The 15,270-nt window shown below is 61.8% G+C and carries 13 protein-coding genes; 1 reads left to right on the top strand and 12 read right to left on the bottom strand.

Annotated elements, in window-relative coordinates:
- Nucleotides 1-45: 45 nt before the first annotated feature.
- The gene (cnbZ, locus tag ABSE61_RS02290) at nucleotides 46-801 is read left to right on the top strand and encodes a 2-amino-5-chloromuconate deaminase CnbZ (protein ID WP_423869445.1); all 756 of its coding nucleotides are present in this window, start codon (nucleotides 46-48) and stop codon (nucleotides 799-801) included.
- 149 nt (nucleotides 802-950) lie between these two features.
- Here cnbZ and ABSE61_RS02285 read toward each other — a convergent pair whose 3' ends face one another.
- The 12 genes from ABSE61_RS02285 to ABSE61_RS02230 all read right to left on the bottom strand — a co-directional run bounded on the left by ABSE61_RS02285 (nucleotide 951) and on the right by ABSE61_RS02230 (nucleotide 15,130).
- Entirely contained in the window at nucleotides 951-1,838 is an 888-nt protein-coding gene (locus ABSE61_RS02285) for an ABC transporter permease (protein WP_423869444.1), read from the bottom strand.
- Nucleotides 1,839-1,842: 4 nt separating this feature from the next.
- The gene (locus ABSE61_RS02280; RefSeq protein ID WP_423869648.1) at nucleotides 1,843-2,784 is read right to left on the bottom strand and encodes an ABC transporter permease; all 942 of its coding nucleotides are present in this window, start codon (nucleotides 2,782-2,784) and stop codon (nucleotides 1,843-1,845) included.
- A 178-nt stretch (nucleotides 2,785-2,962) separates the two neighbouring features.
- Nucleotides 2,963-4,471, bottom strand: a complete 1,509-nt coding sequence (locus tag ABSE61_RS02275) for an ABC transporter substrate-binding protein (RefSeq protein WP_423869443.1) — start codon at nucleotides 4,469-4,471, stop codon at nucleotides 2,963-2,965.
- An 18-nt stretch (nucleotides 4,472-4,489) separates the two neighbouring features.
- Entirely contained in the window at nucleotides 4,490-5,614 is a 1,125-nt protein-coding gene (locus tag ABSE61_RS02270) for an ABC transporter ATP-binding protein (protein WP_423869442.1), read from the bottom strand.
- A gap of 175 nt (nucleotides 5,615-5,789) precedes the next feature.
- Nucleotides 5,790-6,779, bottom strand: coding sequence for an ABC transporter ATP-binding protein (locus tag ABSE61_RS02265; protein WP_423869441.1), 990 nt, complete (start codon nucleotides 6,777-6,779; stop codon nucleotides 5,790-5,792).
- Nucleotides 6,776-7,486, bottom strand: coding sequence for a DUF1028 domain-containing protein (locus ABSE61_RS02260; protein ID WP_423869440.1), 711 nt, complete (start codon nucleotides 7,484-7,486; stop codon nucleotides 6,776-6,778). Before ABSE61_RS02260 ends, ABSE61_RS02265 begins: the two co-directional genes overlap by 4 nt.
- Nucleotides 7,487-7,490: 4 nt before the next feature.
- Nucleotides 7,491-9,293: a gamma-glutamyltransferase family protein gene (locus ABSE61_RS02255; RefSeq protein WP_423869439.1), complete on the bottom strand. Its 1,803-nt coding sequence runs from the start codon at nucleotides 9,291-9,293 to the stop codon at nucleotides 7,491-7,493.
- A gap of 260 nt (nucleotides 9,294-9,553) precedes the next feature.
- Nucleotides 9,554-10,555 (bottom strand): ABC transporter ATP-binding protein, encoded by a 1,002-nt coding sequence (locus ABSE61_RS02250; RefSeq protein ID WP_423869438.1) that lies wholly within the window; start codon nucleotides 10,553-10,555, stop codon nucleotides 9,554-9,556.
- Nucleotides 10,552-11,538, bottom strand: a complete 987-nt coding sequence (locus tag ABSE61_RS02245) for an ABC transporter ATP-binding protein (protein WP_423869437.1) — start codon at nucleotides 11,536-11,538, stop codon at nucleotides 10,552-10,554. The genes ABSE61_RS02250 and ABSE61_RS02245 overlap by 4 nt, the downstream gene beginning before the upstream one ends.
- Nucleotides 11,535-12,494, bottom strand: a complete 960-nt coding sequence (locus ABSE61_RS02240; protein WP_423869436.1) for an ABC transporter permease — start codon at nucleotides 12,492-12,494, stop codon at nucleotides 11,535-11,537. The genes ABSE61_RS02245 and ABSE61_RS02240 overlap by 4 nt, the downstream gene beginning before the upstream one ends.
- 11 nt (nucleotides 12,495-12,505) lie before the next feature.
- On the bottom strand, nucleotides 12,506-13,486 hold the full coding sequence (locus tag ABSE61_RS02235) for an ABC transporter permease (RefSeq protein WP_423869435.1): 981 nt from the start codon (nucleotides 13,484-13,486) through the stop codon (nucleotides 12,506-12,508).
- Nucleotides 13,487-13,534: 48 nt separating this feature from the next.
- Nucleotides 13,535-15,130: an ABC transporter substrate-binding protein gene (locus tag ABSE61_RS02230; protein WP_423869434.1), complete on the bottom strand. Its 1,596-nt coding sequence runs from the start codon at nucleotides 15,128-15,130 to the stop codon at nucleotides 13,535-13,537.
- Between the last annotated feature and the right edge of the window lie 140 nt (nucleotides 15,131-15,270).

Genomic DNA, 15,270 nt, shown 5'->3' with positions numbered 1-15,270 from the left:
GTTAAAGTTCCATGGAACCTGACATGATCAAGGGAAACGCCTGAAGTGACCCGCGACTTCTCTCCCGGCAATTATCGTTTCATCCCGGCCGTGTTTCAGTATTCAAGCGGCGCCTGCGCGCTGCCCGGTTTCGAGATCGAGCGTGTACGCTTCGACAGGCCTCGGCCATTGGCCGAGGGATTCGCACAGGCCGCAAATTACATTCAAAGCGCGGGCGAGAGGCTGACGTCGTTCTGCGCCTGTGAGTTGCGCTCGCCGGCGGCTTTTACGGAAGCCGGCTTCCTCGCTTTCAACCAGCACTACGTCAAGACGCTGGCCGAGTGGGGCATCTTCGACGGCACCACCAATCCCGTCGCGCGCAGCAATGTTTGCCCGGAGATCGATCCGCCTGATCAGCCGTCGTTCTACGCCTTCTCGTTCGTCCGTCCGGTCAATGGACAACGCCGCACTGCTGTGCCGGATTTCATCATTGCCGGCGGTGCGGAAGCACGCGGCGGCGCCGGCAGCTATCCCGAGCGGATCGTGTGTTACCGCGATCTCAGCCCGGAAGGGTGGAAGGAAAAGGTCGGTTTCACCGTTCGCGAAATGGAAAGCCGCCTGGCGGCGTTCGGATTTGGCTGGGGCGACACGACGGCGGCGCAAGCCTACACCGTCCACGACTTCCATCCCGTGATGATTGAAGAGCTTGTGGGCCGTGGTGCAATGCGATCGGGCCTGACCTGGCACTTTGCCCGGCCGCCGGTGGTTGATCTCGAATTCGAGATGGATTGCCGAAGGGTGAGCCGGGAAGTTATTATCTGATCATCGCCCCCTTGCGCCGCGACGAAGGTGTGTTCCCTCTCCCATGGGGAGAGGGTTGGGGTGAGGGGGTACGGGCCATCGATAGATCTGAACCCCTCACCCGAATTGCTGCGCAATTCGACCTCTCCCCATGGGAGAGGTGGAACACGCTACCGCGACTTTGGATCGAGTGCGTCGCGCAGGCCGTCGCCGACGAGGTTGAACGACAGCACCACCAGAAAGATCGCCAGTCCCGGCCACAGCGCCATCCAGGGCGCATTGGTCAGAAAGCGTTGCGCCGAATTGAGCATGCTGCCCCACGAGGGCGCCGGCGGCTGCTGGCCGAGGCCGAGGAAGGAGAGCGCGGCCTCGGCGATGATGGCGGCCGCGATCGAGAGCGTCGCCTGAACCAGAAGCGCCGGCAGGATGTTCGGCAAAATATGAAACAGTGCGATGCGCCACGGTGGATTGCCGATCGCGCGCGCCGCCTCGACATAATCCTCGACCTTGACGCCGATGGTCTGGCCGCGGGTCAGGCGAATGAAGATCGGCGTTGCCGAAATGCCGATCGCGATCATGGCGTTGCTTAGGCTCGGCCCCAGGAAGGCGGCAAGCGCAATCGCCAGGATCAAAAACGGGCAGGCCAGCATGGCATCGGTGAGCCGGCTGATCAGCCCGTCGACAAAGCCGCCGCGATAGCCGGAAAGCAGACCGAGCGGCACGCCGATCACCAGCGCAATGCTCACCGAGATCGCACCGGCCGCAAGCGAAGCGCGTGATCCGTAGACCACGCGCGCCAGCACGTCGCGGCCGAGATCGTCGGTGCCCAACCAATGGGCTGATGTCGCCGGTTTGCGGACCAGCGCCCAGTTGGTCGCGATCGGGTCGTAAGGCACGATCAGTGGCGCGAACAGCGCAAGCAGGATAAAGGCTGTTATCACGACGAGGCCGACCACCGCGCCTTTGCGCTTGAAGAGGCGGCGCAGCGCCCGCCGTGTCGGGCTTTCCAGCGTGTCGGAGTCGAGTGCTGCCAATGAGGGAAGGGCGGCGTCGGTCATCCCATCATCCCCTCAGCCGCGGATTGACGAGAACATAGGCGATATCGGCGATCAGGTTCAGCGTGAGATAAACGGTTGCAGTCACCAGCACGACGCCTTGCACTACCGCATAGTCGCGGTTGAATACGGCGTCCACGATCAGCTTGCCGAAGCCGGGAATCGAAAATATCTGCTCGGTCAGCACCGCGCCCGACAGCAGCGTGCCGAGTTCGAGCGCGCCGAGCGTGATGACCGGTGTCAGCGCATTGCGCATCGCATGTTTGAGGATCACGCTGCGCTCGGAAAGGCCTTTGGCGCGGGCGGTGCGGACATAGTCGCTCTGCAAAACCTGAAGCATCGCGCTGCGGGTGTGCCGCATCAGGATTGCCGCAATGGCATTGCCGAGCACGAACGCCGGCATGATGGTCGAGGCGAGGCTGGCTCGCCAGTTTTCGGAGAGCGGCACGTAGCCTGAAGCGGGAAGCCAGCCGAGCTTGATCGAGAACAAAAAGATCAGCATGATTCCGAGCCAGAAATTCGGCGTCGAGATGCCCCAAAGCGCGAACAGGTTGGCGCCATAGTCCCAGGCGGTGCCTTGCTTGACGGCGGAGACGATGCCGGCGGGAATGCCGATCAGTAAAGCGATCACGATCGCCATCGATGCCAGTTGCAAAGTCACCGGAAGTTTCTGCGCGATCAATTCGCGCACCGGCACCTTCACCCGCAGCGATTCACCGAGGTCGCCCATGAGCACGCCCTTGACCCAGTAGGCGTATTGGACCGGGATCGGTTGATCGAGGTGGTACTGCTTTCTGATCTGCTCGATCACTGCCGGGTCGCGTTCCTCGCCGGCCATCACCAGCGCGGGATCGCCGGGCAGCAAGTGCTGAAGCGAAAAGATCAGGATCGACACGAAAAACAGCGTCGGCACCATTTGCAGAAGGCGGCTGCCGAGGAAGTTCAGCATCGGGCGTGCACCATGGCAAACGCAGCGGGAGCAGGTTTCGTCGACGGTGCTCGCCACGTCGTTCCCTCCCCCCTTGTGGGGGAGGGACAGGGAGGGGGGTGGTCCCCGTGTGGACCCCCCACCCCAACCCTCCCCCACAAGGGGGAAAGGAGCAGGGAGGGGTCTGGCGCCAGCATTCTCACTTCAACTTCAACCCGACAACGCGCACCAGCCCATCGGGTACCGGCCGGTAGCCTTCGAGCTTCTTGGTATGCGCGAACAGAAGCTTCTTGTGATAGAGGTAGATGATCGGCTCGTCGTTGAGCAGGATCTTGGTCAGCTTTTCGTAGATCGATTTGCGCGTCGCGAGGTCGCTGGTCAGCCGCGCCTCTTCCATCAATTTGTCGGCTTCGGGATTTGAATAACCGCCGTCGTTCTGCGGCGCGCCGGTATGCAGGAAGACGTAGGAATTGCCGTCTGGATCGATGCGGCCGCTCCAGTTGATCTGGAATACCTGGAATTCACCGGCCTGGACCTGTTTGAAAGACGTCGCGAACTCGACCAGGCGAAGCTTGATGTCGAAGCCGGCTTCGGCCGCCATCGACTGAACGACCTGCGCGACCGCCTCATATTCAGAGCCCTTCGGCACCATATAGTCGACCGAGACCGGCAGGGAGACGCCGGCTTCCTTCAACAGCGCCTTGGCTTTTTCGACATCGCGCGGGCGGATCGGAGAGGATTGCTGGTAATAAGGGTGCGAGGGACTGACCCACTGGTTGCCCGGCGTGAACTCGCCGTTGAAGGCGACCTGGTTGAGCGCTTCACGGTCGATCGACAGATCGAGCGCCTGACGCACCTTGACGTTGGTGAGCGCACCCTTGCTCTTGTCGTTGTTGGTGTTGATGGTGAGGCCGAGATAACCGAGTTCGGGCGCGGTCGACAGCACGAGGCGGGAGTCGGACTCCACATCCTTGATATCGGTGGCGAGCACGCGCTCGATCAAATCGAGCCCGCCGGATTTGAGATTGGCGAGCCGCACCGTGGCATCGACGATCGGCAGGAATACGACGCGATCGATGAAGACGTTGTCCTTGTTCCAGTAGTCGGCAAAGCGCTCGAACACCATGCGGTCCTGTTGGACGCGCTCGACAAACTTGTAAGGCCCGGCGCAGACCGGATGCAGGCCGAACTTGTCGCCTTCCTCCTTCACCGCCTTGGGTGAAACCATCATGCCGGCGCGATCGGTGAGTTGGGAGATCAGCGGCGCGAACGGGCTCTTCAATACGAGTTTGATCGTGAGGGGATCGATCACCTCGACATGGTCGACGCTGGCGAGCTCCGATTTCCGGAACGAGCCGGGCATGTTGATGTGCCGCTCGATCGAGAATTTCGCGGCTTCGGCGTCGAGCACCTCGCCGTCGTGAAACTTGACGCCGGGCCGAAGCTTGATGGTCGTCGCCTTGCCGTCGGCCGAGGTCTCGTAGGACAGCGCGAGCTGTGGCACGATGTTGAGCTTCTCGTCGATATCGAACAGCTTGTCGCAAAAGGCCGAGAACACGATGCGTCCGACATAGGTCCGTCCCACCGACGGATCGAGCATATCGGGGTCTTCGGCAAGACCGATGCGCAAGGTCGTCTCGGCTTGCGCGCTCGCCATCAGCGACATCGCAAGAGCGGTGGCGGTCGCAGCCAGGCGCAAAGTCCTCATGGTTCAGTTCTCCTTAACTCAGCTATTGGCGAGCGTTGCTGCATCCGCGTTTGCAAGTGCATCATCTGTACCAACACCAGAACCGCCAGCTTCCACGCGGTTGAAGGCCGCAATCAGCTTGGTCAGCAACGGCGAGAGCCCGCCGTCGGAAGGAACGATGGCGTTGGCCGGCGGCAATTCGTCGCTGCGGTGGCAGGCGGTCAAGTGTCCGGCTGCGTTCGCCAGCAATTGGGGGATTTCGATCCGGCAGCGATCGATCACATAGGGACAACGTGTATGAAATCGGCAGCCGGACGGCGGATTGAGGGCGCTCGGCATTTCGCCTTCGAGCACCAGGCGGCTGCGTTTTGCCTGCGGCTTAGGCACGGGAATGGCTGATAACAGCGCACGGCTATAGGGATGACGCGGCGAGGCAAACAGGGCCTCTGCGTCCGCAGTCTCGACGATCTGGCCGAGATTCATGACCGCGACCCGGTCGGCGATATGCTTGACCACAGCCAAGTCGTGCGAGACGAAGATATAAGCTAGACCCAGCCGTTGTTGCAGATCGCGCAGCAAGTTGAGGATTTGCGAACGGATCGAAACATCGAGCGCCGAGACGGGCTCGTCGCAGATGATCAGCTTCGGTTCGACCGCGAGCGCCCGCGCGATCGCGATGCGCTGGCGCTGGCCGCCGGAAAATTCGTGGGCGTAGCGGCGCGCCGAGCGCGGTTCGAGCCCGACCAGCCGCAGAAGCTCCTCGACCCGTTCGCGGCGTCGTTCCTTCGGCACGAGGTCATGCAAGGCGAGCGGCTCGGCCAGGATCTGGCCGACCGTCATTCGCGGATTCAGCGAGGCATACGGATCCTGGAAGATGATCTGGGCATCGCGGCGGAACGCCCGCAATTCGTTCGCAGCCATGCCGAGGAGGTCGCGGCCTTCAAAACGAATCTCGCCCTGATCGGGTTCGATCAGGCGTAATACCAGGCGGCTCACGGTCGATTTGCCGCAGCCGGATTCACCGACCAGCGCCAACGTCTCGCCGGCATTGACGCTGAAGGAGACGCCGTCGACGGCCTTGACGTAGGATGTCGGCCGTCCGAACACCGAGCGCTTCGCGACGAAATGCTTGACGAGATTTTTCGCTTCCAACAACGCGGTCATGCGCTAAGTCCTGCGCTCAGTGGATCGCCATTCTCGTGTCCCGGGCGCAGCGCAGCGCAAAGCGGTGTGCTGCAGAACCGGGACCCACCCAAACTGGACCCCGGGTCTGCGGCGCAACACAGCGCTGCGCTTGTGCTGCGCCGCGCCCGGGGAACGAACTGAACTCGTACCGCCATCAAGATACCAGCCTTTCCAGCGGCGCGCGGATGCAGCGCGACCAATGACCGGAGCTGACCTCTGCAAACCGCGGCGGCTCCGCGAGGCAGGCTGTTTCAGTAAAAGGACATCGTGCGGCGAAACGGCAGCCCTTCGGCGGGTCGGCCATGTTCGGAACCATGCCCTCGATGGTCGCCAGATGCGAGGCGCGGTGGTCGAGGCGTGGAATCGAACCGAGCAGGCCGACGGTGTAGGGATGCTGCGGATTAGCGAACAGCGCATCGACGCTGGCCCGTTCGACGACCTCGCCGGCATACATCACCGCGACCTCGTCACAGACTTCGGCGACCACGCCGAGGTCATGGGTGATCAGGATGATAGCAGCACCGCTCTCGGCCTTTAGCTCGCGCATCAGATCGAGGATCTGGGCCTGCAAGGTGACGTCGAGCGCGGTGGTTGGCTCATCGGCAATCAGAAGGCGCGGATCGCAGGCGAGCGCCATGGCGATCATCACGCGCTGGCGCATACCGCCGGAAAGCTTGTGCGGATATTCGTCGACGCGCTGCTCGGGCGAGGGGATATGCACCCGCCGAAGCAATTCGATCGTGCGGTTGCGCGCGGCCGCCTTGCTGCCGCCGCGGTGACGGAGAATGGATTCGATGATCTGGTCGCCGATGGTGAAGCTCGGATTGAGCGAGGTCATCGGCTCCTGGAAAATCATCGCAAGCCGATTTCCGCGCAAGTCGCGTCGGATCCGGTCGGAGACGTCGAGAAGATCGAAGCCGTCGAAGCGGATCGATCCGGTCACCTCGGCCGATTGTTTCGGTAAAAGCCCCATAACGGCGAGCGAGGTGACGCTCTTGCCGCAGCCGGATTCGCCGACCAGGCCAAGCGTGGCGCCTCGCGCCACAGCCAGATTGACCGTGTCGACCGCATGCGTGGTGCGTCCGTCATCGCCACGAAAGGTGACGCGCAAATCCTTGATGTCAATGAGCGGCGTCTCGCTCATTGCCAGCTTTCGATCGCAGCCGCGATACCGGCGTCGATCACCGCCCGATCGGTGATCCCGGCGGGATTTTTCCGGCTCGGCAGGTATTTTCGAAAATGCACCCAACGCTCGCGGCTTACCGCTTCCAGCCGTTGAAGTTCGGCAAGGGGATCGATGTGGTCATCGACGCGCAGGTCGAGATCGGACCATTCTTCTTCGCCGTAAATCAGAAGCGCGGCCGATTGCTTGCCGCGCTTGTCGCCGCCAGCCAGCTCGCCCGCGCGCATGGCCGCGATCAGGCGTTGCGCGAAGGGAAGGTCTGCGTTGGTGACATAGGCTTTCGCGGTGTCATCCAGCACGCGCCCGTTTGCGAGCATATTGCCGGCAATCGAAAACCCGTCGCCTTTGAGATGGCCGCACCAGTCGACGCAGTCTTTTCCGGTGTAGGCGGCGATCTGTCCCTTGGCGTCCATGATGTGAAGTTGCCGGCTGGCGTGTCCGGCATCTTTTGCGATCAGCGTTTCGATAATGGTGTGGGGGCTGCGGCCCTCGCGAAGCAGCTTCACGCCGTCGATCCCGTAATAGGGATTGATCAATGCCTGCGTGGCGATGCCGCCGATTGCGGGGGCGATATGAGGAACGCGCGAGCCGACCGCGAAGAATTTCGTGGCGACCGCTATTGCGATCTGGCCGGTGGCATTGTCTTTGGCAATGATCGACCAGGTCATGGATTTAGCGCCCTGCGGCGTAGCCCTGCATGCCGCGGGCGTTGGCCGCGGCGCGGCGGCGGCGGCCGATTTTCGAGGCGGCGGTCAGGCGGCCCTCGGACCAATCCGGTCCGACCTCGACGAGATGTCCGCGCTCGCGCAGGTTCTCGATCGTCGCCTTGGGCACGCGGTTTTCAATCACCACCACGCCGGGTCTCGCGGTGCGCGGCCAGAACGAGATCGGGAAATGTTCGGAGTGCCAGGCCGGCGCGTCGATCGCCTCCTGCAAGTTCATCTTGGCGTGGACGTGCCGCAGGAAGAATTGCGTGATCCATTGATCCTGCTGGTCGCCGCCGGGCGAACCCCAGGACAGATACGGCTCGCCGTCGCGCAGCGCCATGGTTGGCGAGAGCGTGGTGCGCGGGCGTTTTCCCGGCGCGAGTGAAGCGGGCTGGCCTTCTTCGAGCCAGAACATCTGCGCGCGGCTGCCGAGGCAAAAGCCGAGTTCGGGGATCACGGGCGAAGATTGCAGCCAGCCGCCGGACGGCGTTGCCGAGATCATGTTGCCGGCCCGATCGATGATATCGAAGTGAACGGTATCGCCCCGGACCTCGCCGAAGCGGCCGACGGTTGGTTCGCCCGCGCCCATGGCGCCGACCGCCTCGCGCTGGCCTTCCTGGCGCCGCAGCTTCACCACGCCACCAAAACCTTCGACCGAGCCCGGAATGAATTCGAGCGAGGCTTTGTCCGAGATCAGCTTGCGCCGTTCGTCGTTATAGGCATCCGACAGCAGCGTGGCGATCGGTACCTCCACGAACTTGGGATCGCCGTAGAATTTCTCGCGGTCGGCATAGGCGAGTTTGGCGCATTCGATCTGGGTGTGGATGAATTCGGGCCCGGCAGGATCGAGTCCGTCGAGCTTAAAACCCTTCAGCAGCGCCAGTTGTTGCAGCATCACCGGCCCCTGACTCCAGACGTCGGCCTTGCAAACCGTATAGCGGCCGTAGTCATAGGTCAGCGGTGCTTCGATCGTCGGTTGCCAGCGCGCCATATCGTCGGCGGAAAGCACGCCGCGATGCGGCGACCCGCTCACATCCATCACTTCCTGCGTGCGGCAGAACTTGTCGATGGCTTCGGCCACGAAGCCTTTCGACCAGGTTTTACGCGCGGCTTCGATTTGTGCGTCGCGATCGCCGCCGGCGCTTTCAGCTTCTTTCAGGATGCGTGTATAGGTTTCCGCGAGCTTCGCATTCGTGAAGATCGAGCCCGGTTGCGGGACTTCATTGTTCGGCAGATAAACCGCGGCCGAGGTCGTCCAATATTGCCGGAACAATTGTTCGACGGTTTGGACGGTTGCGGCCGCGCGTTCCAGGAACGGATAGCCGTCGCGGGCGTAAGCGATCGCCGGTTCCAACACGTCGCGCAGCCGTAGGGTGCCGTAGTCGCGAAGCAACAGCATCCAGGATTCGAAGGTGCCGGGAATGCAGGCCGCGAGCAGCCCGGTGCCGGGCACCATCTCGAGCCCCTCGCTCTTGTAGTGCGCGATGGTGGCGCCCGCCGGTGCCGGCCCCTGGCCGCAAATCACCTCGGTGCGTCCGCGCTTGACGTCATGCACGATGATCGGCACATCGCCGCCGGGGCCGTTTAGATGCGGTTCCACCACTTGAAGGGTGAAGGCGGTGGCGACGGCGGCGTCAAACGCGTTGCCGCCTTTTTCCAGGATACCCATACCGACCGCGGTCGCAATCCAGTGGGTCGAGGTGACCACGCCGAACATGCCCTCGATTTCGGGGCGAGTGGTGAAGGGATCTGGATTGATGTTGCCCATGGGTATCCGTGGTTGTGATCACGCGTGAAAGCGCCGCAATTGACCATAGCCAGGGCGCTCTGCCAACTGGTGTCCCAGTTCTGACTTCGTACCCTGTTGCGGCTACCTCATTTACGAATGTCAGAACCAAAGGAAAACCAGAAATTATAAGTCCTGGAGCGGTTTTGGACTGACATTCGCTTGAGAACTCGCGGCAATACTGAAGCGAATGTCAAGTCCACCACACCAGCTTCCAGTCATTGTGATCACGCCTTTGGTGATCATACGCCGATCGCCACTTCAGCCGGATTGTTAACGGCGTGGCAGGCCACTCCGTTGATCAGCTGGGGGGTCTCGCGGCGGCAGCGGTCAAAGGCCAGCGGACAGCGCGGATTAAAGGCGCAGCCGGCCGGCGGGTTGATCGGGTTCGGAATTTCGCCTTTCACGGGAATACGCTGTCGGCCCGACATCGCGAGGTCCGGAACCGCGCCGAGCAGCATCTTGGTGTAGGGCATGCGCGGTGTATCGAAAAGCGCATGCGCGTCGGCAATCTCGACGACGCGGCCGAGATACATCACGCCGATGCGCTTGGCCATATGCCGCACCACGGCGAGGTTGTGGCTGATGAAGAGATAGGTAAGGCCGAACTTGTCTTGCAGGTCGCGCATCAAATTGAGGATTTGCGCCTGAACCGACACATCGAGCGCGGAGGTCGGCTCGTCGCAGACGATGAACTCGGCTTCCGAGGCTAGCGCGCGCGCAATCGCGATACGCTGGCGCTGGCCGCCGGAGAACTCATGCGGATATTTCCAGCCATCGTCGGCGTGGAGGCCGACCAAGCCGAGCAATTCGCCGACGCGAGCGCGAATATCGGATTCCTTTTGGATCAGGTCGAAGGCGCGGATCGGCTCGGCGACGATGGCATCGACCCGAAGCCGCGGATTGAGGCTCGCATAGGGATCCTGGAAAATCATCTGGATGCGGCGGCGCAACAGCCGTCGCGCCTGCGCCTGACGAGGATCGGTCATCGACACCCCGTCGATGACGACTTCTCCTGAGGTCGGCGGCAACAACCCCACCACCATCCGCGCCACGGTGGTTTTTCCCGAACCGGATTCCCCAACCAGCGCAAAGGTCTCGCCCTTGGCGACATCGAAACTGATGTCGTCGACCGCTTTGAGAAACTCCAGGTGTCCGCCTTCGAGAACACGATTGAGCCACGGCTTGGAGACGTCAAAGACGCGGCGCAGGTTTTTCACCTCGACAAATGTTTTTTCCGTCATGCCGCCGTGTCCTTGGTATCGGCGTCATAGAGATGGCAGGCGACCGACTGGGTGCCATGGGCGATCGGCTCAGGCCGCTCGGTGCGGCAGCGGTCGAACGCAAAAGTGCAGCGCGGGTTGAACGGGCAGCCCTGCGGAATCGCGGATAGCCGCGGCATGGTGCCAGGAATCTGGACCAGGCGCGCGGCGTCGCTGGCCAGCGTCGGGATCGCGCCCATCAGGCCCTTGGCGTACGGATGCAACGGATTTTGCACGACATCGTGCACCGGACCGATCTCGGCGATGCGGCCGGAATACATCACCGCGACGCGGTCGGAGGTCTCTGCGATCACGCCCATATCATGAGTCACGAGCATCACCGCGGTGCCGTGATCGCGTCCGAGCCGTTTGATCAGCGCAATGATCTGGGCCTGCACCGACACGTCGAGCGCCGTGGTCGGTTCATCCGCGATGATCAGCTCGGGCTCGGCGCAGATCGCGAGCGCAATGACGACGCGCTGCCGCATGCCGCCGGAGAATTCGTGCGGATAGGCATCGATGCGTTTCTCCGGTGCGGGAATGCCGACCTCGGCGAGCAGATCGATGGCGCGCTTGCGCGCCGCCGGTTCGGACAGATTGGTGTGGGTCCGGATGGTTTCGATCAGCTGATCGCCGATCCGGTAGAGCGGATTAAGGCTCGTCAGCGGATCCTGGAAAATCATTCCGATCCGCTTTCCCCGGATGCGCCGCATTTCTTCCGGCGGCAGATCGTCGATCCGCAAACCAGACAGATAAATCTCGCCGCCGGCGATGCGGCCGGGCCGGTCGATCAGGCCAATGACGGCGAGCCCTGTCACGGATTTTCCGGCGCCGGATTCGCCGACCACGCCCAGCACCTCGCCCTTGGCGATATCGAAGGAAACGCCGTCGATCGCGCGCAGCACCTGATGGCGGGTGGCGAATTCTACCCGCAGGTTACGCACGGAGAGGACTGGTTCGCTCATCTCAGTTTCGGGTTCAGCGCGTCGCGCAGCCAGTCGCCGAGCAGGTTGATGGACAGGATTAGCACCGCGAGCGCAAGACCAGGGAAGGCCACGATCCACCATTCGCCGGCGAACAGATAATTGTTGCCGATGCGGATCAGAGTTCCGAGCGAGGGCATGGTGTCGGGCATGCCGGCGCCGAGAAACGACAAGGTCGCCTCGGTAATGATCGCAAGCGCCAGATTGATGGTCGCGATCACCAGGATCGGACCCATCGTGTTGGGCAAGACATGCCGCAGCATGATGACGGGCGCGGGCAGACCGATCAGTTGCGCAGCCGCCACGTAATCCTTGTTTTTCTCCACCATCACCGAGCCGCGCACGGTGCGGGCATATTGCACCCAGAAGCTCAGGCCGACCGCGATCACCAGCACCGCAAGCGTGCTCATGGCATCGAGCCGATTGCCGAACAGCGATTTGGCGACCCCGTTGACCAGCAGTGCGATCAGGATCGCCGGAAAGGTGAGCTGCACGTCGGCGATCCGCATGATCAAGGCGTCGATTGCGCCGCCGAAATAGCCGGCAATCAGGCCAAGCGCGATGCCGAGCGCTCCCGAAAACACCACGCCGAGAATGCCGACGATCAGCGATATTCGCAAACCGTAGAGGATGGCGGACAGGACATCGCGGCCCTGTTCATCGGTGCCCAGCAAAAACGGGCTTTGGCCGTCGGCGGTCCAGAGCGGCGCGATCCGCGAATTGATCAGCTGGAGCTCGCTGGGATCGAACGGATTCTGAACCGCGATCAGCGGCGCTGCGATCGCCAGCACGAAGAAAAGCAGTGTCACGATGGCGGCCACCATCGTCAGCCGCGAGCGGCGGAATGAATAGAAGACGTCGCTATCGAGCGCGCGCCGAAGAAAGCTCGCAGTCGGCGCGTGGGTCGAAGGAGCTTGGGGGAGGGCGGCGTCGGACATGCGAACTTCACTCACGCCGGGCGGCCGACGCTGGCGCGCAGGCGCGGATCGACCACCGTGTAGAGTACGTCGACCAGGAGGTTGATGGTGACAAAGATCAGCGACACCATCAGCAAATAGGCTGCCATAATCGGGATATCGACATTCTGCACGGCCTGCACGAACAGAAGCCCCATGCCGGGCCATTGGAAAACGGTTTCGGTGATGATCGCGAATGCAATTACCGAGCCAAATTGCAGGCCCGCCACCGTGATCACGGGCACCAGCGTGTTCTTCAACGCATGCCCGAAATGGATGGCGCGGGTCGACAATCCGCGCGCGCGGGCAAAGCGGATGTAATCCGTGCGCAGGACCTCTAGCATCTCGGCCCGCACCAGCCGCATGATCAGCGTCATCTGGAACAGGCCGAGCGTGACCGATGGCAGGATCAGCGCTTTCAGCCCCGAGACCGTCAGAAGACCGGTGGTCCACCAGCCAAACCGTACGACGTCGCCGCGGCCGAACGAAGGCAGCCAGCCGAGCGTCACCGAGAACAGGTAGATCAGGAGAATACCGATCAGAAAGGTCGGCAGAGAAATGCCGATCAGCGAAATCGCCTGGAATAGTTTCGCAAGCAGCGTATCGCGCCGGAGCGCCGAATACACGCCCATCAGGATACCGAACAGCATCGCGAGAATGGTGGCGCAGGTCGCGAGTTCCAGCGTCGCAGGCATCCGTTCCTTCAGAAGGTCGGCAACCGGCAGGCGGAACTGATAAGAGATGCCGAACTTGAATTGCGCGGCGTTGGCGAAGTAGCGGGCGAACTGCACCGCTATGGAATCGTCGAGCCCGAGCGATTTTCTGATCTCCGCCCGCTCAGCGGACGAAGTGTCGATCGAAACGATCTGGCTGACGGGATCGCCAACGAAACGGAACATCGAGAACGAAATGATCCCGACGGCGATCAAGACACCGATCGCTTGGATGGCCCGGCGAAGCGTGAAAGCGAGCATATCTTCCTTTCACTTCTTCAAAGCGCGATACGCGCCGCCACCGTCGCGTTATTCCTGCTTCGTCGCCCAATAGAACAGAACCTGATTATCGGCGCGCTGGACGATTTTCACTTTTTTCGAAACGCCCCAGGCCAGCGACTGCTGATGCAGCGGGATATAGCCGTAATCCTTGATTCCGATTTCGAAGGCCTGCTTGATCATCTGGTCGCGCTTGGCGGTGTCGGTCTCGACCAGAACCTTGTCGGCGAGCGCGTCGAGTTCGGTGTTGCAATAGCCGCCGAGATTGGCCTCGCCCCGGGTAGGCACCTTGGGATCGTGGCAGCCCATGATGTCGTAGAGCACGTTATGGGAATCCATCGATGCCGGCGTCCAGCCAAGGAGGTAGAACGAGGTCTGGTAACCGCCGGGCTTGAGCACCTTGCCGAAATACTGCGCCTTGGGTTGCGCCAGCAGCGTGACCTTGACTCCTATGCGCGCGAGCATGCCGACCACCGCCTGGCAAATATCGGCGTCGTTGATGTAACGGTCGTTGGGACAGTCCATCGTGACTTCGAAGCCGTCGGGATAACCGGCTTCCGCCATCAGCTTCTTGGCGGCTTCCGGATCGGCCTTCGGACGGACGAAGTCCTTCGAGAGCGGGAATAGTTGTGGCGCGACCATCAGCGCCGAGGGCGTCGAGAGGCCGCGCATCACGCGGTTCTTGATCAGCTCGACGTCGATCGCCTTGTAGAAGGCCTCGCGGACACGGATGTCCTTGAACGGATTCTTGCCCTTGATGTTGGAGTATAACAGTTCGCTGCGCTCCTGGTCCATGCCGAGGAAGATCGTGCGAACTTCCATTCCGGTCAGGACAGTGGCGTTGCCGCCGGAATTCACGCGCTGAATATCTTGCGTCGGCACCGGCTCGATCACGTCCACCTCGCCTGACAGCAGCGCGGCCACGCGTGTCGAAGCCGATCCGATCGGCGTGAAGATGATTTCCTTGATGTTGTGTTCGGGCTTGCCCCACCAGCTCGGATTGACCTTGAACACGGTTTTTACGCCGGGCTGATGGCTTTCGATGATGAAGGGGCCGGTGCCATTTTCGTGCAGCGCGGCGTAGCTCGGCGTGGTGGCGGAGGCCGGCGTCGGCGCGACGGAATTATTTTCCTCGCACCATTTCTTGTCCATGATGAACCAGCCGTCCCATTGCGAGGTCAGGATGGGATTGGGCGAGTCGAGTTTGACGTCCACCGTGTAGTCGTCGATCTTGATGAACTTGGCGTCGGCGGGAACGTTGGTGAGGAAGTTCGAACCCTTGGCGCGGACGCGGTCAGCGGAAAAAATCACGTCGTCTGCGGTGAAGGGGTCGCCGTTGTGAAACTTGACGCCTTTGCGCAAGTGGAAACGCCAGCGGGTCGGCTCCGGGGTTTCCCAGCTTTCGGCCAGCGCAGGCGCAATCTTCAAATCCTTGTCGCGGGTGACGAGCCCCTCATAGACATGAGCATGATGGGCAATCGTCGTGGTTTCCTTGAGCGTATAGGGATCGAGCGATTTGAGCTCGCCCTGATTGGCGTAGCGTACGGTCTGGCTTGAGGCCGGCATCGCGGCAAAAGCGACAATCGAAGCGGTGGCCGTTGCAAGCAAGATCTGACGTAACGGCATTGGTTAAAGTTCTCCACGCTGGTGTACACTTCGCGCATGCAATAAAGATGCCCATGCCATGTTGCCAGAGTTTAGCCGCCGCGCAAAGGCGATTTCCCCTGGCTGCAATGGTTTGCGGGCATCTTGTCCTACCTAAGTTT

It is taken from the genome of Bradyrhizobium sp. (genome assembly GCF_049519115.1).
GTDB lineage: Bacteria > Pseudomonadota > Alphaproteobacteria > Rhizobiales > Xanthobacteraceae > Bradyrhizobium.
The sequence above is the reverse complement of the archived record's forward strand: the minus strand, read 5'-3'. Positions and strand labels throughout refer to the sequence as shown.

Bases quoted from the DNA above. Each gene is read 5' to 3' on its own strand.
- ABSE61_RS02285 (WP_423869444.1), bottom strand. From the start codon at position 1,838: ATGACCGACGCCGCCCTTCCCTCATTGGCAGCACTCGACTCCGACACG.
- ABSE61_RS02280 (WP_423869648.1), bottom strand. From the start codon at position 2,784: ATGCTGAACTTCCTCGGCAGCCGCCTTCTGCAAATGGTGCCGACGCTG.
- ABSE61_RS02275 (WP_423869443.1), bottom strand. From the start codon at position 4,471: ATGAGGACTTTGCGCCTGGCTGCGACCGCCACCGCTCTTGCGATGTCG.
- ABSE61_RS02270 (WP_423869442.1), bottom strand. From the start codon at position 5,614: ATGACCGCGTTGTTGGAAGCGAAAAATCTCGTCAAGCATTTCGTCGCG.
- ABSE61_RS02265 (WP_423869441.1), bottom strand. From the start codon at position 6,779: ATGAGCGAGACGCCGCTCATTGACATCAAGGATTTGCGCGTCACCTTT.
- ABSE61_RS02260 (WP_423869440.1), bottom strand. From the start codon at position 7,486: ATGACCTGGTCGATCATTGCCAAAGACAATGCCACCGGCCAGATCGCA.
- ABSE61_RS02255 (WP_423869439.1), bottom strand. From the start codon at position 9,293: ATGGGCAACATCAATCCAGATCCCTTCACCACTCGCCCCGAAATCGAG.
- ABSE61_RS02250 (WP_423869438.1), bottom strand. From the start codon at position 10,555: ATGACGGAAAAAACATTTGTCGAGGTGAAAAACCTGCGCCGCGTCTTT.
- ABSE61_RS02245 (WP_423869437.1), bottom strand. From the start codon at position 11,538: ATGAGCGAACCAGTCCTCTCCGTGCGTAACCTGCGGGTAGAATTCGCC.
- ABSE61_RS02240 (WP_423869436.1), bottom strand. From the start codon at position 12,494: ATGTCCGACGCCGCCCTCCCCCAAGCTCCTTCGACCCACGCGCCGACT.
- ABSE61_RS02235 (WP_423869435.1), bottom strand. From the start codon at position 13,486: ATGCTCGCTTTCACGCTTCGCCGGGCCATCCAAGCGATCGGTGTCTTG.
- ABSE61_RS02230 (WP_423869434.1), bottom strand. From the start codon at position 15,130: ATGCCGTTACGTCAGATCTTGCTTGCAACGGCCACCGCTTCGATTGTC.